This is a genomic window from Kocuria sp. U4B, from assembly GCF_054875615.1.
The window spans coordinates 3392224-3411202 of the sequence record NZ_CM142180.1 but is presented as its reverse complement, the minus strand read 5'-3'; the positions used below and the strand labels follow the sequence as shown (position 1 = coordinate 3411202).

Annotated in this window: 15 protein-coding genes; 8 read left to right on the top strand and 7 right to left on the bottom strand. The window is 74.3% G+C overall.

Going from position 1 to position 18979, the window contains the following annotated elements; genetic code table 11:
* The 3 genes from ACYSMR_RS15835 to ACYSMR_RS15825 are packed head-to-tail and all read right to left on the bottom strand — an operon-like array spanning window position 1 to window position 4233.
* Window positions 1-1614: an HAD-IIIA family hydrolase gene (locus ACYSMR_RS15835; RefSeq protein ID WP_461746454.1), complete on the bottom strand. Its 1614-nt coding sequence runs from the start codon at window positions 1612-1614 to the stop codon at window positions 1-3.
* The gene (locus tag ACYSMR_RS15830) at window positions 1611-3248 is read right to left on the bottom strand and encodes a carbamoyltransferase family protein (RefSeq protein ID WP_251332327.1); all 1638 of its coding nucleotides are present in this window, start codon (window positions 3246-3248) and stop codon (window positions 1611-1613) included. Before ACYSMR_RS15830 ends, ACYSMR_RS15835 begins: the two co-directional genes overlap by 4 nt.
* 49 nt (window positions 3249-3297) lie before the next feature.
* Window positions 3298-4233: a polysaccharide pyruvyl transferase family protein gene (locus ACYSMR_RS15825; RefSeq protein ID WP_461746452.1), complete on the bottom strand. Its 936-nt coding sequence runs from the start codon at window positions 4231-4233 to the stop codon at window positions 3298-3300.
* Between the two features lie 172 nt (window positions 4234-4405).
* Between ACYSMR_RS15825 and ACYSMR_RS15820 the strand changes: the two genes are divergently transcribed.
* Window positions 4406-4762 carry a hypothetical protein gene (locus tag ACYSMR_RS15820; RefSeq protein ID WP_251332329.1) on the top strand — a complete coding sequence of 119 codons (357 nt, stop codon included), beginning with the start codon at window positions 4406-4408 and terminating at the stop codon, window positions 4760-4762.
* Window positions 4759-5007: a hypothetical protein gene (locus ACYSMR_RS15815; protein ID WP_251332330.1), complete on the top strand. Its 249-nt coding sequence runs from the start codon at window positions 4759-4761 to the stop codon at window positions 5005-5007. Before ACYSMR_RS15820 ends, ACYSMR_RS15815 begins: the two co-directional genes overlap by 4 nt.
* Window positions 5008-5035: 28 nt before the next feature.
* Here ACYSMR_RS15815 and ACYSMR_RS15810 read toward each other — a convergent pair whose 3' ends face one another.
* Both ACYSMR_RS15810 and ACYSMR_RS15805 read right to left on the bottom strand, forming a co-directional pair.
* Window positions 5036-5827 carry a cytochrome c oxidase assembly protein gene (locus ACYSMR_RS15810; protein ID WP_251332331.1) on the bottom strand — a complete coding sequence of 264 codons (792 nt, stop codon included), beginning with the start codon at window positions 5825-5827 and terminating at the stop codon, window positions 5036-5038.
* Window positions 5824-6321 (bottom strand): DUF2243 domain-containing protein, encoded by a 498-nt coding sequence (locus tag ACYSMR_RS15805; RefSeq protein WP_251332332.1) that lies wholly within the window; start codon window positions 6319-6321, stop codon window positions 5824-5826. Before ACYSMR_RS15805 ends, ACYSMR_RS15810 begins: the two co-directional genes overlap by 4 nt.
* 104 nt (window positions 6322-6425) lie before the next feature.
* Here ACYSMR_RS15805 and pepN point away from each other — a divergent pair, with 104 nt between their 5' ends.
* The 3 genes from pepN (at window position 6426) to ACYSMR_RS15790 (ending at window position 12002) form a co-directional block, all read left to right on the top strand.
* Window positions 6426-9038 carry an aminopeptidase N gene (gene pepN / locus ACYSMR_RS15800; RefSeq protein ID WP_461746449.1) on the top strand — a complete coding sequence of 871 codons (2613 nt, stop codon included), beginning with the start codon at window positions 6426-6428 and terminating at the stop codon, window positions 9036-9038.
* Between the two features lie 124 nt (window positions 9039-9162).
* Window positions 9163-10323 carry a hypothetical protein gene (locus ACYSMR_RS15795; RefSeq protein WP_251332334.1) on the top strand — a complete coding sequence of 387 codons (1161 nt, stop codon included), beginning with the start codon at window positions 9163-9165 and terminating at the stop codon, window positions 10321-10323.
* Window positions 10320-12002 (top strand): ABC1 kinase family protein, encoded by a 1683-nt coding sequence (locus tag ACYSMR_RS15790; RefSeq protein ID WP_251332335.1) that lies wholly within the window; start codon window positions 10320-10322, stop codon window positions 12000-12002. Before ACYSMR_RS15795 ends, ACYSMR_RS15790 begins: the two co-directional genes overlap by 4 nt.
* A gap of 37 nt (window positions 12003-12039) precedes the next feature.
* On the opposite strand, the gene ACYSMR_RS15785 is transcribed toward ACYSMR_RS15790, so the two are convergent.
* Window positions 12040-13470 carry an aldehyde dehydrogenase family protein gene (locus tag ACYSMR_RS15785; protein WP_461746446.1) on the bottom strand — a complete coding sequence of 477 codons (1431 nt, stop codon included), beginning with the start codon at window positions 13468-13470 and terminating at the stop codon, window positions 12040-12042.
* 215 nt (window positions 13471-13685) lie between these two features.
* Between ACYSMR_RS15785 and ACYSMR_RS15780 the strand changes: the two genes are divergently transcribed.
* Together ACYSMR_RS15780 and ACYSMR_RS15775 are read left to right on the top strand one after the other, a co-directional pair.
* Complete coding sequence (locus ACYSMR_RS15780) at window positions 13686-14387, top strand: SDR family oxidoreductase (RefSeq protein WP_461746444.1); 702 nt, start codon at window positions 13686-13688, stop codon at window positions 14385-14387.
* 220 nt (window positions 14388-14607) lie between these two features.
* Complete coding sequence (locus ACYSMR_RS15775) at window positions 14608-15294, top strand: hypothetical protein (RefSeq protein WP_461746442.1); 687 nt, start codon at window positions 14608-14610, stop codon at window positions 15292-15294.
* 220 nt (window positions 15295-15514) lie between these two features.
* On the opposite strand, the gene ACYSMR_RS15770 is transcribed toward ACYSMR_RS15775, so the two are convergent.
* Window positions 15515-17473 carry a hypothetical protein gene (locus tag ACYSMR_RS15770; RefSeq protein WP_461746440.1) on the bottom strand — a complete coding sequence of 653 codons (1959 nt, stop codon included), beginning with the start codon at window positions 17471-17473 and terminating at the stop codon, window positions 15515-15517.
* 561 nt (window positions 17474-18034) lie between these two features.
* Between ACYSMR_RS15770 and ACYSMR_RS15765 the strand changes: the two genes are divergently transcribed.
* Window positions 18035-18934 carry an oxygenase MpaB family protein gene (locus tag ACYSMR_RS15765; protein ID WP_461746438.1) on the top strand — a complete coding sequence of 300 codons (900 nt, stop codon included), beginning with the start codon at window positions 18035-18037 and terminating at the stop codon, window positions 18932-18934.
* The last annotated feature ends 45 nt before the right edge of the window (window positions 18935-18979 follow it).

Genomic DNA, 18979 nt, shown 5'->3' with positions numbered 1-18979 from the left:
TCAGCCCCGGAGGCGGGCCGGGACGGGCACGGGCCCGCCGGACAGGACGGCGGCCACGGCGTCGCGCAGGGTCGGGGCCACGGCGGGGGCGGCGGCGACCTCCTCGGCGCGGGTCACGGGCGTGGGCACGAGGACGCTGCGGGCGCCGGCGGCCTGGGCGGCCTCGACGTCGGCGCCGATGTCCCCGACGAGCACGCACTCGCGGGGGTCCACGCCCAGCTGCGCGGCGGCGGCCAGCACCATCCCTGGCGCCGGCTTGCGGCACGGGCACCGCTCCTCGGGCGCGTGCGGGCAGACCTGCCAGGTGTCGAACGGACCGAGCAGCTCGGCGAGGCGGGCGTTGACCGCGTCCACCTGCGCGCGGGTGAGCAGGCCGCGGCCGATCCCGGACTGGTTGGAGACCACGCCGACGCGCAGGCCCGCGGCGCGCACGGCGTCGACGGCCTCCCTCGCCCCCGGCACGAGCTCCACCCGCGCGGGGTCGCCGTTGTAGGGCACGTCGTGGACGAGGGTGCCGTCGCGGTCGAAGAGCACGGCGCGCACCGGCACGGGCCAGGGCCCGGTGCGGCGGTGGCGCCACCAGCCGCGGACCTTGTGCCGGACCGCGGCCACGGGGATGGCGGCGCTGGTGCGCGCCATCCGGGACAGCTCGGGCAGGAACTCTGGATCGCCGGGCCGGGGCCCCGGCGCCAGGCGCAGCAGCAGGAACCGGCCGGTCCGCCAGCTCCACGCGGCGGCGCCGGCGGCCGCCACGACGAGGGCGCCGCGGGCGGCCTGGCGCCGGCCCAGCGCCGCGGCGGCGAGGGCGGTGCCGGTGCCGGCGGCGGCGGCGGCCAGGGCGGAGACGGTCGCGACGTGGCGCGGGAACGCGCCCGCGGGGGCCTCGGCGGCTGCGCGCCAGCCGGGCCCGTGCAGCCGGCGCATCAGCGCGTCGTCGGCGTTGCCGGCCTGCACCCGCAGGCTCACGAGGTCGTCCGCGGGGCGCACGGGGTGGGTGATCCACCGCTGCCCGCGCACGAGCTGCCACCCGGCCCGGCGCACGCGCAGGGCGAGGTCGGCGTCCTCGCGGTAGGCCCGCGGGAAGCGCTCGTCGAAGCCGGAGACGGCCTCGAGGGCCGCGACGCGGTAGGCCATGTCGGCGGTGGCCCAGTCGGCGCCCTCGAGGGACGCGGTGTTGCGCTCCCAGTCGGTCGGCGGACGGTGGTCGGGCAGGGGCACCTCGATCCGGCCCTGGCTGGCACCGATCTCGGGCCCGCACACGGCGAGGTCGTCGGCGAGGCGCCGGGCCCAGCCCGCGGGCAGCTCCACGTCGTCGTCGAGGAACGCGATCCACTCCGCGCCCGACGCGCGGGCGGCGCGCCAGCCGCGGTTGCGGGCGGCGGCCGGTCCGCGGCCGTAGCCGCGGACCGTGCGCACGGTCCAGGCGACGGTGTCCGGGACGGTGGGCTCCAGCGGTTCCACGTCCCCGCGCCGGTCGTCGACCACGACGACCTCGAGCGGGCCGGGGTGCTGCGCGTCGACGTCCTGGGCGGAGAGCGTGTCGAGCAGCCACTGGAGCGTGGGCCGGCCCACCGACGGGATGACGACGGCGTACGTCGCGGGCGCGGCCGTCACCGGGCCTCCTGGAAGAAGGAGGCGCGGCGGACCAGGTGCGGACCGAGCACCAGCGCCGCGACCGGGGCGGAGCCGAAGAGCTCGAGGGCGTCGCGCGGGTCGTCGACCATGGGCCGGCCCGCGGTGTTCAGGGACGTGTTGACGACGACGGGCACCCCCGTGCGCTCGTCGAACGCGCGCAGCAGGGCGGCGATCCCGGCGTTGTCCTCGTCGGTCACGGTCTGGATGCGGGCGGTGCCGTCCACGTGCGTGACCGTGGGGATCCTCTCCCGCCACTCCGGGGCCACGTCGTGGACGAAGAGCATGAAGGGGCTGGGGATCGGCCCGCCGCTGAAGATCTCCCCGGCGCGCTCGGCGAGGACCATGGGCGCCACGGGGCGGAACTGCTCGCGGCCCTTGACGTCGTTGAGCCGCTCGAGGTTGTCCGGGTGCATGGGATTGGCGATGAGGGAGCGGCGGCCCAGCGCCCGGGGGCCGAACTCGCTGCGGCCGTCGAACCAGGCGATGACGCCGTTGTCCGCGAGGATGTCGGCGACCTCCCCGGCGAGGTCCTCGGGGGTGGTGAAGGGCACCTGGGCGGTGGTCAGCCACTGCGCGAGCGCGTCGTCCGACCAGCTGCGGCCCAGGGCGGCGGTGGGCTGGGGCGCGCCGAGGTCCCCGGCCTCCTGGGCCAGGTGCAGGGCGGCGCCGAGGGCGGTGCCGGAGTCGCCGGAAGCGGGCTGCACCCACACCTCCTCGAACGGGGTCTCGCGCCAGATCCGGGAGTTCGCCACGCAGTTCAGGGCGGTGCCGCCGGCCATGGTGAGCACGCGGTCCCCGGTCTGCTCGTGCAGCCAGCACGCGAGCTCCACCAGCACCTCCTCGACCACGGCCTGGACGGAGGCGGCGAGGTCGGCGTGGTCGCCGCCCCACGTGCCGTCGTCGACCCGGCGGGGGGCGAAGCGCGTCCAGTCCGGGGCCTGGGCCCGGAAGCCGCCGTCGCCGGTGGCGCGGACGATCTCGCGCAGCTGCGGCAGGAAGCGGGGCTCGCCGTAGGAGGCCAGCGCCATGACCTTGAACTCGTCGGAGGAGCGCAGGAAACCGAGGTGGTCGGTGAGGGACTCGTAGAGCAGCCCCAGGGACTCGGGCAGGGCCTGGCGGGCCAGGATCTCGAGCTGCCCGTCCCGGTAGCGCCCGGCGAGGTGGGAGTGCGCCTCGCCGCGGCCGTCCACGACCAGGACGCTGCTCGTGCGAGACGGCGCGGCCAGCCCGGCGGAGGCGGCGTGGGCCACGTGGTGCTCCACGAAGCGGACCTTGGAGCGGTCGAGGCCGGGCAGCACCTCGGCGATGAAGCCCGGGGCACGGCGGGCGTAGTCCACGCGGACGTGGTCGTAGGGGTCGTCGGGGATCTCGGCGGCGACGGAGGGGTCGAAGGAGTAGCCGACGACGTCGATGTCCTCGGGCTTCAGACCGGCCTCCGCGAGGCACCAGCGCATCGCCTGCTCCGGCAGCTCCCACGCCGAGAAGGGCACGGGCCGCTTGCCGTGCTTGCGCCGGGAGAAGCGCTCCTCCTCCGCGGCCGCCACCACCTTGCCGTCCACGACGAGAGCCGCCGCGGGGTCATGAAAAATCGCGTTGATGCCCAGGAAGTTCATGATCCGGAGTATTACACAGTGTGATCAGGCGGCTGACATTGGATCCGTGTCACCCCTGGTGGGGGCCGGACAGGGCCAGGTCCTCGGGCTCGTGCGCGGGCTCCGGGGCCAGCAGCCCGACGAGCTCGTCCAGCTGCCCGGACCCGCTGGGGGCCAGCGCCGCCCGGGCGGCCGCCGCATCGCGGCCGGCGTCGGACAGGCACCACTGCAGCAGCTCGTCGAAGCGGGCGGCGCCGGCGTCCTCCGCGGGGACCACGGCCGGCCAGTTCCACGCCCGGGCCTGGGCGGTGACCTTCCCGCCCCCGGCCACGGGGTCGACGGCGAGCACGGGCACCCCGGCGCGCAGGGCCAGGACGAGCCCGTGCAGGCGCATGCTCACCACGGCGTCGAGGCGGGCGATCACCGAGCCGACCTGCGCTGGGGTCGCCGGCAGGCGCCAGTCCCGCGGGTCCAGCCGGGTCTCCAGCGGGAGGCGGGCGGCGTCCAGCCCGCCGAGCCACTGCTCCAGACCGGCGCGCACGGCCTCGTGCCGCCGGCGCAGGCCGTACTCCTGCTGGCCGGAGGTGAGGTAGACGCCCAGCACGGGCGCGAGCCGCGGCCCGGGCCGCGCCGCCAGGTCCCGCCGGGCCCCGGCCCCCGGACGGTCCCGGGCGATCACCCGGTGGAAGCCGGCGGTGACGGGGTCCTCGGGGTCCAGCACGCTCACGCCCACGGCGATCCGCCGACAGTGGGCGAAGCGGGCGTGCAGCTCGGCCACGGAGCGGCCGGTGGCCGGGCCGCAGACGAACACGAGGTCGGTGTAGCGGGCGGGGTCGGCGTCGTCGAGCCGCAGCCCGCCCGGGGGGCACATCACCGCGCTCCACGCGACGTCGTGGGCGATGCCCGCGCCCGCCAGGGCGTCGGCGACGGCGTCCATGGCGAGGACGTCGCCGGCCGTCGCCTCGCCGTGCAGGACGCTGGACCAGCCGACCACGAGTGTGCGCATCCCCCGAGGCTAACGGCTCCCCGGACGCGCACGGGCGCCGACGCGGCCGCCTGCGTGATCCGTTCTGTAACGACTGGGCGAAGCGGCTAGTGGCAACCGGATGGCGCGTCTACGCTCGGTAGCACTGGTCGAGCAGAAAGCCAGGGAGCCCCGTCGTGGAAGGACCCCGCTCATGGACCACAACTTGTCCGTCGTCGTGCAGGTGGACCTGCACGGCCGGTACGTGCACCTGGTCGTCACCGGATGCCTGACCGAGCTCAACCACCGGGCGCTGCCGCCCCTGATCCGCCGGGCGCGCGCCCTCGTCCCCGACGTGACGGTCAACGTGGATCTCACGAGCGCCCAGCACGTCGAGCCCCTCGCGCTCGAGCTGCTGCAGCGCTGGGTCGAGGCCGTCCACGCGCAGGAGCCGGGCGGGCCGGTGCGCGTGCTGACCCGGCCCGTGCCGTTCGGCTTCCCGGGCGCGACCGAGCCCTTCCAGCCGGCCGGCCGGTGGACCGTCGGCGACCTCGACGGGGTGGCGGCATGAGCGAGCTGCACGTGGCCCCCGCCGCCGCGGACGCCGGGCAGTGCGAGACCTGCCTGGCCCCGGAGTGCGCGTTCCCCGCCGAGCTGGGCGCCCTGACGCTCGTGGAGCTGCAGGTGCTGCACAGCCGCATCGCGTGCCAGCTCGACCACGAGTACCTGGACAACCCGGACGGGCCCCACCCCGTGACGCAGGACCGCCACGAGGAGCTCCTCGCCGAGCTCGAGTCCCGCACCCGCGCGGACTGACGCCGGCCCGCCCGGCGTCCCGGCCCGCTCAGGGACCCGGGCGGGCGTGCTCGCGCGGCCGGGTGGCGGCGTACCACCGGGCGAAGAACACCACGAGCAGCGCGACGTCGGCGACGTCGCCGCCGTAGTACATGATCTGCGCCCCGGCGCGGCCGTCGGCGGCGCCCACGCCCGCCGGCGGGTGCGCGTAGAGCCACTTGGCGAGCACCGAGTGGGCGGCGACGAAGAGCACCAGCACGGCCGAGCGCAGCGCGAAGGAGCCCCGGTGCGGGTCGGGGTCCGCCCCGGCGATCGCCGCGGTGAAGAGGTAGCCGGCGGCCAGGACGTGGGCGTGCACGACGGCGTGCAGCAGGGCCGAGGAGTGCGCGGCGGCGTAGAGCCCGGTGGTGTAGAGCAGCCACAGGCCCCCGGCGTCGAGCACCCCGGCGACCACCGGGTGGGTCGCCGCCCGCGCCCACCGGCCGCGCAGCACCCGGGACAGGGCCCGGGCCTCGCCCACCGGCAGGGCGCGCAGGGCCAGCGAGACCGGCGCGGCGAGCACCAGGGCCAGCGGGGCGAGCATGCCCAGCAGCAGGTGCCCCACCATGTGGGCCGAGAAGCTCTCGCGGGCGGCGTGGGCGAGGGGGCCCAGCAGCGCCGCGCCGGCGGCGGCAAGGCCCGCGTACCACAGGAGCGTGCGGTGGCCCGGCCAGGGGCTGCGGTGCCGGGACGCCCACAGGCCCGCCGCGTAGCCGGCCGCGGCCACGGCGAGCGCGAGGACCACGACGCCGTCGACCAGCGCCCACCCGGAGGACCCGGCGCCCCCGTGGTGGCCGGTCACCGCGCCGCGCGGGCGCGGCCGGTGCGGCGGAGCACCACCAGCCCCGCCACGAGGGCGAGGCCAGCGGTGCCGATCCAGGTCGCGTCGTAGACCAGCAGGTCCACGTCGTAGCGGATCTGGTGCAGGCGCAGGACCTTGTGCAGGAGCACGCCGTCGAGGAGCTGGAAGAGGCCGAGGCCCGCGAGCAGCCCCCCGCTCCAGCGGCCCCAGGACACGGCGCCCCGGCGCCGGACGTCGGCGAGCAGGAACAGCGAGCCGACGGTGACAAACCACCCGAAGGCGTGGAAGAGGCCGTCCGAGACCAGCGCGGCGTCCGGGGTGGACAGGTCGTAGAAGTGGTGCCAGTGCAGGATCAGGTGGAAGACGGCGAGGTCGACCACGGACGCGGCGATGCCCGCGCCCAGCAGGGCCCCCGCGAGGAGGGTGCGGCGGTCCGGGCCGGGCGTCCCGCCGGCGGGGGCGCCCCGGCCGGCGGAGGCATCGGCGGTGGGCATCGGGTGCTCCTTCGGTCGGGGCGGCGGTCGTCCCCAGCCTAGGCTCCCACCGGCCGCTGTCCAGGGGCAGGTCCCGGGGGCGGCGCGGGTGGTTCAATGGCACCGTGCGCAACGAGAACCTGACCCGCCGTGAGGCCGCCGGCCGTTCCGAGCTCATCACCGTGCAGGGCTACGAGGTCCTGCTGGACCTCTCCGCCGCCGCGGACCCCGCCGCGGAGTCGTTCCGGTCGGTGACGACCGTGCGCTTCACGGCCGAGGAGGGGGCGCAGACCTTCCTGGACTTCATCCACGCCTCGGTGGAGTCGGTGACGGTCAACGGCGAGGAGCTGGACCCCGACGACGTCGTGGAGGGCTCCCGGATCCGCCTGCCCTCCCTCGCGGCGGCCAATGAGGTGACGGTGGCCGGGCGGGCCCGGTACTCCCGCTCGGGCGAGGGCCTGCACCGCTTCGTCGACCCGGCCGACGGGCAGGTCTACCTCTACACCCAGTACGAGCCGGCCGACGCCCGGCGGGTGTTCGCCAACTTCGAGCAGCCGGACCTCAAGGCGTCCTTCCGCTTCACCGTCCTGGCCCCGGAGGGGTGGGAGGTATCCTCCAACGGCGTGCGCATGTCGGCCGCCCCGGCGCCCGAGGCCGAGCGGGCGGGGGCCGTGCGGCACGCGTTCTCCCCCACCGAGCGGATCTCCACGTACATCACCACCGTGCTGGCCGGGCCCTACCACCGGGTGGCCGGCGAGTGGCGGCACTCCTTCGAGGACGGCAGCCGGATGTCCGTCCCGCTGGCGCTGTACTGCCGGGCGGCCCTGGCCGAGCACCTCGACGCCAAGGAGCTGTTCGACCTCACCCGCCAGGGCCTCACGTTCTTCACCGAGCTGTTCGGCTACCCGTACCCGTTCGGCAAGTACGAGCAGGCGTTCGTCCCGGAGTACAACCTGGGGGCCATGGAGAACCCGGGGCTCGTGACGTTCACCGAGGAGTACCTGTTCCCGGACGGGGCCACCCGGGCCCAGTACCAGGGCCGGGCCAACACGCTGATGCACGAGATGTCCCACATGTGGTTCGGGGACCTCGTGACGATGTCCTGGTGGGACGACCTGTGGCTGAAGGAATCCTTCGCGGAGTTCATGGGCGCCCACGCCTCGGTGCAGGCCACGGACTTCGAGGAGGCGTGGATCGCGTTCGCCAACCGGCGCAAGGCGTGGGCCTACCAGCAGGACCAGCTGCCCACCACGCACCCCGTGGTCGCCGACGTCCCGGACCTCGAGGCCGCCCGGCAGAACTTCGACGGCATCACCTACGCCAAGGGCGCGGCGGTGCTCAAGCAGCTCGTCGCCTTCGTGGGCTACGGCCCGTTCGTGGAGGCGTGCCGCTCCTACTTCCGCCGCCACGCCTACGGGACCACGACCCTGCAGGACTTCCTGGCCGTGCTGGAGGAGGCCTCCGGGCGGGACGTGCGCGGCTGGGCGGACTCGTGGCTGGGCACCACCGGGGTCTCGACCCTGACCCTCGACCTCGCCCGGGACGACGACGGCGCCGTCACCTTCGCGGCCCTGCTCCAGGACCCCGGCCCCGGGGTGCTGCGCCCCCACCGGTTGCTGCTGGGCTGCTACGAGCGCGGCCCCGGCGACGTCCTGGTGCGCACGGGCACCCACGGCGTGGACCTGCCCGCCGCGTCCTGCGTGGAGGTGCCCGAGCTCGTGGGCTCGACGGCCCCCCTGCTCGTCGTCAACGAGGAGGACCTGACCTACGCGAAGTCCCGCCTCGACGCGCTCTCGCTCACCACGGCCCTGAGCTCCCTGTCCTCCGTGGAGGACCCCATGGCCCGCGCGCAGCTGTGGGCCGGGCTGTGGAACACCACCCGGGACGCCGAGCTGGACCCGGCCGACTACGTGGGCGCCGTGCTCGACCACGGCCTCACCGAGCCCCAGGCCGGGATCTTCCAGAACGCCGCGGACCGCGCCGTGGAGGCCGTGGAGCGCTACGCCCCCACCGCCCGCCGGGGCCGGCTGCGCGGGCGGCTGCTCGACGCCGTGGTGCGCGAGCTGCGGGCGGCCGACCCCGGCGGCGACCGCCAGCTCGCCCTGGCCCGGCTGACGGCCCGGCTGGCCCGCCGGGACGGCAGCCACGGCGGCTGGCTGCGGGACCTGCTCGAGGGCCGGGACGCCCTGCCCGGCCTCCCGCTGGGCCCGGAGCTGCGCTGGGCGCTGTGGACGGCGCTCGTGGCCACCGCCCACGGCGAGGACCCCGCCCTGGCGGCGGCGACCGAGCGGGAGCAGGCCGCGGACCGCACCCGCACGGGCCGGATCGGCTGGGCCCGCACCCGCGCCGCCCGCCCCGTGCCGGAGGCGAAGGCCGAGGCGTGGGCGGCGATCACCGGGGAGGAGCTGTCCAACGACCTGCTCACCGCGACGATCACCGGCTTCCAGCTTGGGCCCGCGGAACTGGTGGAGCCGTACCGGGAGCCGTACTTCGCGATGCTCGAGGAGGTCTGGGCGCAGCGCTCGATCGGGATGGCCACCCGCATCGTCGAGGGCCTCTACCCCGCGCACGCGGACCTGGAGCCGGGCCACGACCCGGCGCGCCACCCGGTCCTCGCCCGCACCGACCTGTGGCTGAGCAACCACGCGTCCGCTCCCGCGGCGCTGCGGCGGATCCTCGTCGAGCAGCGCGACCACCTGCTGCGCGCGCTGCGGGCGCAGGCGGCGGCCCGCGCCTGAGCGGCGGCCCGCCGTCCGGGCCGGGGACCGGACGCTCCGCCCGGCCGGGGGCGGTGGACCGGGCCGATGCGGAATCGTGAGAAGCTGGGAGGACCCCCAGCCACCAGCTCCATCGAGGGAGACCATGACCGACTACGCGCTCAACGACCGCGGATCTCTGGACATCGTCACGGAGAACTTCTACGACACCGAGATCATGCGGGTGTTCGGCGGTCTGTCCTACGGCAAGCTGCGCACCTGGACGGGCAACGCGGCGCTCGTGCCGGAACCGGACAACCCCTTCGACCCGCACACGATCTCGGTGCGGATCGGGCGCAACAAGGTCGGTCACCTCGCCCAGCAGGACGCGCAGCGGTACTGGCCCTACATCGCCCGGGTCGTGGCGTCCGGCTACACCCCCGTGGCCCCGCTGAAGCTGGACGCCACCGTGCTGCGCCAGGACGGGCAGGCGGAGGTGGACGCCACGGCGCGGCTGTCGATCGCCGCCCCGGACCTGCTGTTCCCGCTCAACACCCCGCCCACGCACGCCGCGGTGCTCCCCCAGGGCGCGTCGATCAAGGTCCTGGACGAGCAGGAGTTCGCGGAGTACCTGCACAGCATCGTCCCCCCGTCCGGGGAGGGCCGCGTGATGCTGACCCTCGAGACCAACAAGGTGCGCAACCACCACGGGCAGACGGTGGACACCGTGGACGTGCTCTACGAGCGCCGCCAGGTCGGCCGGCTCTCCACGCAGATGTCCCAGCAGTTCATCCCGGTCATCAACCACGCGTTCCAGCACGAGCTGCTCACGGCGGTGTGGGGCACGATCCGCGGCTCCGCGTTCGAGGTGTCGATGACCCTCCAGGCGGCCCGCCCGGAGGAGATCCCCGCCGAGTGGTTCGAGCGCCTGCCCAACGACGTCCCCGAGCTCCTCCCGCCCGGGGACGCCCACCCCGTCCCCGACGCCTACGTGCCGGCCGAGGCCGACCGCTCGCGCAACGCCAAGAAGTGGCGCAAGGGCTTCGCGGTCGCCGCGCCGGCCGCGCCCGCCCCGGCGGAGGCCGCGGAGCGCCCCGACGTCGTGGCCGCTCGCCGCTCCTCCGCCCCCGCCGGGGCGGGCCGGCTCGGGCAGGTCTCCGTGGCCGTGTGGGCGCTGCTCGCGATGACCGTGCTGCTGGGCGTGGTGGGCGTGGCCTTCCTGGGCGTCGAGCCGCTGGTGAGCGCCCTGTGCTTCATCGTGGCGGTCGCCACGGGCTTCATGTCCTTCTACCTGGCCCGGATGAGCACCGGAGTGGCCGGTCGATGATCAGCCGGCGCGAACGCTTCCTGCAGATCCTGGAGGTCCTCTCGAAGCACGGCTTCGGCTTCGCCCTCGGCGGGATCAAGGAGGAGTGGCGGGCGCCGCTGGCCCGGGTGCGGCTGATCGACCCGGACAAGCTCTACAGCCAGCCGGTGCACCTGCGCCAGGCGCTGGAGGAGCTCGGCCCCACCTTCGTGAAGCTGGGCCAGCTGGTCTCCACCCGCCCCGACCTGCTCCCGGCCCGGTACGTGCAGGAGCTCGCGCGGCTGCAGGACAACTCCCCGCCCGTGCCGCCGGAGCGGATCCGGGCGATGATCGAGTCGGAGCCGGACTCCGCGGCCGAGGAGATCCTCGCCGAGATCGACCCGGTGCCCCTGGCCACCGGGTCCATCGGCCAGGCCCACGCGGCCGTCTACCACGGCGCGGACGTCGTCGTGAAGGTGCGCCGCCCCGGCGTCGTCGAGGAGGTCAACCGGGACCTGGAGATCCTCGCGGAGCTCGCGAAGCTGCTGTCGACCTACTGGCCCGCCGTGAAGCACTTCGACCTCGCGGGTCTCGCGGACGAGTTCGCCCAGTCCCTGCGGGACGAGCTCGACTACCTCACGGAGGCCCGCAACGCCCAGCGGATGGCCGAGAACTTCATGGGCGACCCGCGGATCCACGTCCCCAGGATCCACTGGGAGGCGACCACCTCCCGGATCCTCACCATGGAGCGGATCCGCGGGATCAAGATCAACGACTACCCGGCCCTCGAGGCGGCCGGGCTCGACCGGCACCTGCTCGCGGTGGACTCCACCGAGGCGATCTGCCGGATGATCTTCGAGCACGGCTTCTTCCACGCCGACCCGCACCCCGGCAACCTCTTCGTGGAGCCCGGCGGGCGGATCGGGATCATCGACTTCGGGATGGTGGGCTCCCTCTCCGAGGAGTTCCGCGACAACCTGGTCACCGTGATGCTCGGGGTGGTCCAGCAGAACGCGCGGCGGGCCGCCGCCGGGCTGCTGGGGCTGACGTGGCAGGAGCAGGACGTCGACCGGAAGGAGCTGGAGCGGGACGTCGCCCTGCTGCTGCGCCGCTACGCGAACCGTCCGCTGCACGAGGTGCGGATCGGCCACCTCATGGGGGACCTCATCGGGGTGCTGCGCCGCCACCGGATGCACCTGCCCCGGGAGTCGGCCCTGTTCCTGCGGATGCTGGTCACGGCCGAGTCCGTGGGCACCGGCCTGGACCCGGAGTTCGACCTGGTCTCCGTCCTCACCCCGTACGCCGAGCGGTTCGTGCTGCACCGGCTCTCCCCCGACGCGCTCGCCAAGCGGCTGCGGGACATCGTCCAGGACGCCGTGCAGATGGGCGTCGAGGTGCCCGAGTACCTGCGGCGGCTGATCGTGGTGCTCGAGCGCGGCGGCTTCGACGTGCACCTGCGCGCGGAGGAGCTCGAGCCGCTGCTGCAGCGCGGGGAGAGGATCGGCCACCAGGTCGTGGCCGGCGCGGTGATCGCGGCGACGATCAACGGCATGGCCTACCTCCTGGCCTCCGACCCGGAGCGCTGGAAGCGGTACCACGTCCCGCTCATCGCCGGCGGGGCCACCACCGTCGGCACGCTGGCCGGATACCTGGTGCTCTCGACCAACGTGCCGAGGGTGCGGCGCCTGGCCCGCGCCGTGCGCGGGCGGCCGCGCTTTTGACCCTCCCCGGTCCCGGGCGCGCCCGGGACCGGGGCGCTCAGCCGCGGGCCGGGGGCATCTCCACGTGCACGACCTTCACCTGGGTCATCTCGTCGAGCAGCTCCGGGCCGTAGCCGAAGCCCGCGCCGGACGCCCGGCGCGGCTGCGCGGCCCCGCCAGGGGCGCCGCCGAAGACGTTGTTGACCTTCAGCGTCCCCACCGGCAGCTCGGCCACGGCCCGCTGGGCGTGGGCGATCCGCCCGGTCAGCACGGTCGCGGCGAGCCCGTAGCGGTCCGCGGCGGCCAGGCGCAGGCCCTCCTCGAAGCTGTCCACGACCTGGACGGGGGCCACCGGGCCGAAGGTCTCCTCCTGCATCACGGTCATCGCCGGCGTGCACTCCCGCAGCACGGTGGCCGGGTAGAAGGCCCCGGGGCCCTCCGGCACCTGCCCGCCCTCGACGACGACCGCGCCCTGCGCGAGGCTCTCGCGCACCTGGCGGTGCACCTCGTCCCGCATCCGCCCGTCGACCAGCGGGGCGAGCGCCCCCGGGGCGTTGCGGCGGCGGGCCTGCTCGGCGAGCGCGGCCAGGAACGGCTCCGCGACGGCGCGGTGGACGTAGATGCGCTCGACGGCCACGCAGATCTGGCCGACGTTGGCGAACGCGCCCAGGGCGGCCTGCTCGGCGGCCCAGGCGGGGTCCACGTCGTCGTCGACCACGAGGGCGTCGTTGCCGCCGTTCTCCCGCACGACGTGGGCGCCGGTCTCCACGGCGGCGCGCGCGACGGCCTCGCCGGTGGCGGTGGAGCCCACGTGCGCGAGGACGTCGACGTCGTCCAGGGCGGTGAGCGCCCGGCCGACGGCGGCGCCGCCGGTGACGGTGCTCAGCACGCCGGCGGGCAGGGCCTCGGCGAGGATCTCGCCCAGCCGGGCGCCGACGTGCGGGCAGCGCTCGCTGGGCTTGTGCACCACGGTGTTGCCGGTGACGAGGGCGGCTCCCAGCAGGCCCGCGGCCACGGCCACCGGGTCGTTCCACGGGGTGAGGGCCACGACGACGCCGCGGGGCTCCGCCACGGTCCAGTCGGCCGTGAGGACGCCGCCGCGCAGGCTGTGGCCGCGGTGCACCGGGCCGAGCTCCGCGTACTGGTACAGGGTGCCGACCCCGGCCAGGACCCCGCCCAGGGCCTCCTCGAACGGCTTGCCGGTCTCCCGGGTGTTGAGCTCGGCGAGCTCCTCGGCGTGGGCGGCCAGCCGGTTGGCGGCCGCGCGCAGGGCCTTCCCGCGCTCCTCGGGCGCCGTCCACGCCCAGTCGCGGGCGGCGGCGCGGGCGGCGGCGACCGCGGCGCGGACCTCCTCCTCGGAGGCGCTGGCCACGGTGCCCACCAGGGAGCCGTCCCGGGGGTCCAGCACGGTGAGCTCCGCCCCGGCCGCCGACGGGGACGCGGGCTCGGACCCGGGGCGGGCGGTGGCGGTCGGTGCTGCGGGGGTCATGGGTCTCCTTCTCGGTGCGTCCGGGCACGGGCCCGGCGGTCCTGTCCCGATGAGCATACTTACCGGCGGCCGGGGAGCGGTTACGGTAGCTGTGACCAGGCCGGCGCACCCGCGGCGGCCTGTGTGCTGTCCCCCCGGGGACGGCACGCCCGTCCGCGGCCCCCGCCGCGGGCGGCGCAGCGCACAGCACAGGCGCACAGCAGAGAGGACATTGCATGAGTTTCCAGCCCACCAACCCGGGCCGCGTCCTGATCACCGGCGGGGCCTCCGGTCTCGGCGCCGCCGTGGTGGAGGCGGTCCGCGACAGCGGCGGCACCCCCATCGTCCTGGACCGGGACATCAGCTCGCTCGCCGGTGTCACCGCGTACGAGGTGGACGTGGCCGACACCGCCGCCGTCACCGAGACCGTCCGCCGGGCCGCCGAGTCCGCGGGCGGGCTGGACGCGGTCGTCACCGCCGCCGGCATCGACCGGTGCGGGCGGCTCGAGGACGTGGCGGTCACGGAGTGGGAGAAGGTCGTGCAGGTCAACCTGTTCGGCACCGTCTCCGTGGTGCGGGCGGCCCTGCCGGCCCTCCGGGCGTCCCGGGGCCGGGTCGTCACCGTGGCCTCCACCCTGGCCCTGAAGGGCGTCTCGGACGCGACCGCGTACTGCGCCTCCAAGTTCGGCGTCCTGGGCTTCACCCAGGCCCTGGCGGCGGAGCTGAAGGGCGAGGTCGGCGTCACCCAGCTCATCCCCGGCGGCATGAAGACCCACTTCTTCGACGACCGGGACGAGCAGTACAAGCCGCAGGACGACTCCCAGCTCAACGACCCGCAGAACGTGGCGCAGGCGGTCCTGTTCGCCCTCTCGCAGCCCAAGGGCTGCGAGATCCGCGAGCTGTTCATCGCCCACGCCGAGGAGGGCTCCTGGCCCTGAGCCGGCGTGCCCGGCGGGACCCGGTGGAGCCGGGCGGGGCGCGCCCCGTCCGGCTCCATCCGTCCCGGCCCCGCCCCGGCCCGGGCCGGAGCTGACGCATCGACGCAGGTGGCGACGGGAATTGTCCCCCCATTGGGGGACCGTTTCGGAGCGCAATGACCATGAAGGCGCATCTACACTGGAGCGACCCCCACCCTCCCCAGGAAGGCCAGAACCCAGCGTGGACATCCCCTCGCGCCCCGTGGCAGCCCGCGTCCTCCGCGTCGTGCGGTGCCTCGACGCCCACGGCAAGGTCGTGAGCCTCTCGGCCCACGCCCTGGGCCGGGGCTCGGCGAACCTCCAGGGCCTGCTGCGGTGGGCCTACTCCACCGTCCGCCCGGACACGGGCGCGGAGACCGTCACCGTGTCCTTCCTCGAGGAACCGGACGGACAGCTCCAGCTCGAGTACCTCGTCCTGGACGACGCCCCGCTCCGGTGGGCCCGGCTGCGCCGGAGGAGCGCGCGACGACGGCAGGCGGAGATCCAGGCCGCGCTGGCGCGGGCGAGCATCATCGTCACCTCCCTGGTGGAGGCCGCCGGCGCCCTGGCCGCCGCCACCTGCGCGCAGTGGGCGGACGGCGACAGCCCCGACTTCGTCGACGTGGTGCTCGACGGGACGCGGGCGCTGCGGCTGCCGCGCGCCGTGCACGCGGCCCTGGACGACGACGCGGTGCTGGACCTGCTGCGCGGCACGCTGACCCTGTTCGTCGCCAACGGCATCGACCGGCTGGTCATCGGCACCGACCCCGACCGCCCCGGCCACTACCGCGAGGCCGTGGTCGGGCGCTCCCCCGTGCTCCTGCGGTTCCTGCAGGGCGGGCCCCTGACCCCGGCCGCCGGGGCCTCGGGGGTGGCCGAGGGCGCCTGACGCGCTCGGCGCCCCGCCCGCGCGGCGGGGGCCGCGGCGACCCCGTCCTCCGTGGCCGGCCGGGCCGTGTCGGAGACGGGGCCCATACTGGTCCGCAGCGCCTCCCGAGTCCACGGGTGGTCTCCCTGGTAAATCCAGGTGACTCCAGGGTGGGGTCCCGCCTGAGCCACAGCCGTCGAGGCTTCCACGGACTCAGTGGGGGCGAACGTCGATTCCCCCCTCAAGCGCCCGTCGGGTCCAGTCGGACCTTGACGATGTCATTGCCCACGGCAACCCACATGGCATTCTTCGAGTCGAACGCAACATGGCTCTGACACCCCGTCAGCACGGTGCTGAACCGGCCGGTGGCGGGCTCGAGAACACGCAGGGCGCCGCCGCTGATGTGCACCAGGCGCGAGGATCCCGGAATCCTGACCAGCTCGGCGTTGTGCCACCCGGGCCGCCCAGTGCGCGAACCCAGCACGAACGTGCGCAGGGGGACTCCGTCGGACAGCCGTAGCTCCACCACCGTGTCGAGGGTGGCAACATAGAGCCTCCTGCTTAGCAGGACAGGACCGTACAGCTCCTTCGCGCCCGTCAGCGCCCTCTTCCACAGCACCTTCCCGCTGGGTGCATCGGCGGCGAAGACCACCGCGTCCCCGGCGTAGTCGGCAGTACCATAGCCGGCTCGGCAGGACGTGGAGCCGTAGACGGTGTGGCCGGACGCCGTCAGGCCGATGATCGACAGTTCCGGGATGATCTTGTTGTAGACCGTCACCTTCCCCGTGGCCCGCTCGATGGTGCCCAGCGCCCCACCGCGGTGACCGAAGTCGGGGACCGTGCCGAACACGACGTGGGACGCAGAGACCGCCCAGCCGTACGGCCGCGACTGCTGGTGCGACTCACCCAGTCTGGCCAGGCGCGTGAAGGAGCTTGGCTCGCGTACCCCCGAAGCAATGCTGTGCTTGACGATCACGGCGTTCCCGTAAGAGCCGACGTACAAGGTGCGGCCGTCGACGATCATCCCCTCGATCTGGGAGATCTGCGAGGTGCCCGCCGAATGGGCGAAAGCGCCCGTGGCGAGATTGGTCGAGCACACCCCGTCGCCGCGGTAACCACCGGCGAAGGCGGTGTCGGTGGTCCGGTCGATCAGCATGGACTGGGTGCCCAGTGTGGTGAGAACCACCCGATAGTTGACCGTCGCCCGTGCGGTGCCGGTGGTGGACATCCGGACGGCCGTGAGAGCGGAGTTGTTTTGCGACACGAGGTAGAGCCGAGAACCGTCCAGCCCCGCGTGGACGGTGAATCGGTCGGCCACTGAGGCGACGGTCCGCGCACTCAGCATGGACTGGTCGGTGCGGAAGCGAACGATCGTGCCCTTGTTGTTGGCATAGACGTAGCCGTCAGAATCGGGCGTGGTCATGGAGCGCCCCGCGATGGCCACCGGACAGGGAGACCACGACCGCGCGACGGTGTCGTAGACGGAGACGGCTTCGGCCCCGGTCGTGCTGTCGTGCCAGACGAAGACCTTGCGGCCGCGGGCGGCGGTGGCATGGACGAAGGCGTTACGGCCACGCCCGGGAATGGTCACCCGCACAGGGGCGGACGGAGCGTCGACGTTGATCCGGAACAGATCAGGGTCCGAGGTGCCCGTACCGGCCCAGAGGGTCTTCTTGTCCGGTGAGACGCTCAGTGCTCGGACATAGTGGTTCCCCGTCCCGAGTTCAGGAGTGCGGGCGATCTCCTTGCCGGTGCCACGGTCGAAGCACACCACGACGCCGGTAGGATAGGTCCCCGCCCAGAGACGGCCCTTGTAGTCGAGTACGAGGGCCTGGAAGCTGGTGATCCCAGCAGGGGCCGTGCCGATGCGGCGGATGGACTTGTTCGGAATGGACACGACCATCAGGGCAGCACCGGAGGTGAAGTAGAGACTGCCCGCCCCGTCGTGGACGAAGTTGGCCGACGCGCGAGCTGGCGTCGACGCCTTGTAGTGGAGAGCTCCGGTGTCGGCGTTGAAGATCTGCACCGTGTCGGCCCTGTCCCCGGTGTTGGTCGTGGCCAGATAACGGGACGTGCCCACTCGGACGACCGCAACACCTCCGGCGCCCGAGAGGGCGAAGCTGCGGAAGATGTTGCGGTGGCGGCCGACCACGGTGCCTGTCAGAGCCAGCGTGCTGGTGGTCGCCCTGGTGCCGTACACGGCGGCAGCCGACGCCCGCTCGGAGCTCACGGTTGCGGATGTCAGGGCCGTGGCCGCACCCAGGAGCGCTGAAGCGGCAAGCACGGTGCGCCGGTTGATTCCTGTAACGGCCTGACCGGAAACCTGGCTTTCGTGGCCTGGGACATCGAGGTCTCCACCTCCTCCCCCCAAGGTGACGGCGTGCTCGCCCCGTGCGGATGTGTTTTGTTCCCCGTACATGCAGACCCCCCGATATGCAGTTCCGCCGCGGTGCCCGTGAGTCCCCCGATTCACGTCTGATTCCGGCCAGATGAGGCACCGCAGTGATGGACGCTTCAATGTGCGTCCGTTAACATGACACCCCGAATGCATCGCTGGGTGAACCCGCTCTAGCGGGGACACCTCTATGCAAGGTGATCCTCTGGATCACATAGAGACCGGTCGGCTGAGCGTCCCGGCCACCGGTGGAGGCCTTGTCTCAGTGGCCGGCCGGGTCGTGTCGGAGGCGGGCCCCATACTGGTCCGCAGCGCCTCCCGGCACGACGCCCGGCGGAACGGGGCGCGGATCGGGGGAGCACCGGCATGGACCTTATCGCCCCGCTGCAGAACCGGCTGCGGGTGACTTTCGCGGGCCAGGCGGACGGCGTCCCGGCGTGGGAGCTGGCCCTCGCCGACGGCGACGACGCCGGCCACTTCCGGCCGGGCTCGGCGGTCTGGGCCGTCCACGGGTCCATGGCCACCATTCCCGCCGGGATCCGTGCCCTGCTCACCCAGGCCCTGCACCCGGGTGCGCTCGCCGGCGTCGTCGAGCACTCCGACTACCGCGCGGACCCCCTGGGCCGGCTGGCCGGGACGATCCGGTGGATCTTCACCGTCACCTACGGGGACACCGCGGCCGCACGGAGCGCGTCGGCCTACGTCCGCCGCCTGCACGAGAGCGTGCGGGGCACCTACGTCGCGGCCGACGGCACCGAACGGCCCTACTGCGCCAACGACCCCGACCTGGCCGAATGGGTGCACCTCGCGTTCACGGACGCCTTCCTGCGCTGCCACCAGCGGTGGGGCGGGGAAATCCCCGGCGGGCCGGACGCCTACGTCCGGGAGTGGGCCGTGGCCGGGGAGCTGATGGGCGTGGCCGACCCGCCGCGCTCCGAGGCGGAGTTGGACGGGCGGCTGCACGCGTTCCGGGACCGGCTCACCGGCGGCCCGCGCGTCGACGACGTCGTGGGCTTCCTCCGCCGCCCCCCGCTGGACCCGATGCTGCTGCCCGGGTACCGCGCCCTGTTCGCGGCCGTGACGGACTCGCTGCCCCCGGACCGTCTCGAGTTGCTCGGGCTCGAGCGCTCCCGCCTCGGACCCGTGCCGCTGCCCACCGGACGGGCCGCCGGGCTGACCCTGGCCGTCGTCGGCAGAGCCCTGGGCGAGACCGGTCCGAGCGAGGCGGCCGCACGCCGCAGGCTGGCCCGGCTGGGCCTGCTGTAGGCGCACGTCCCGTAAGCTGGCACGTCAGGGGCGCCTGCCGCGGCC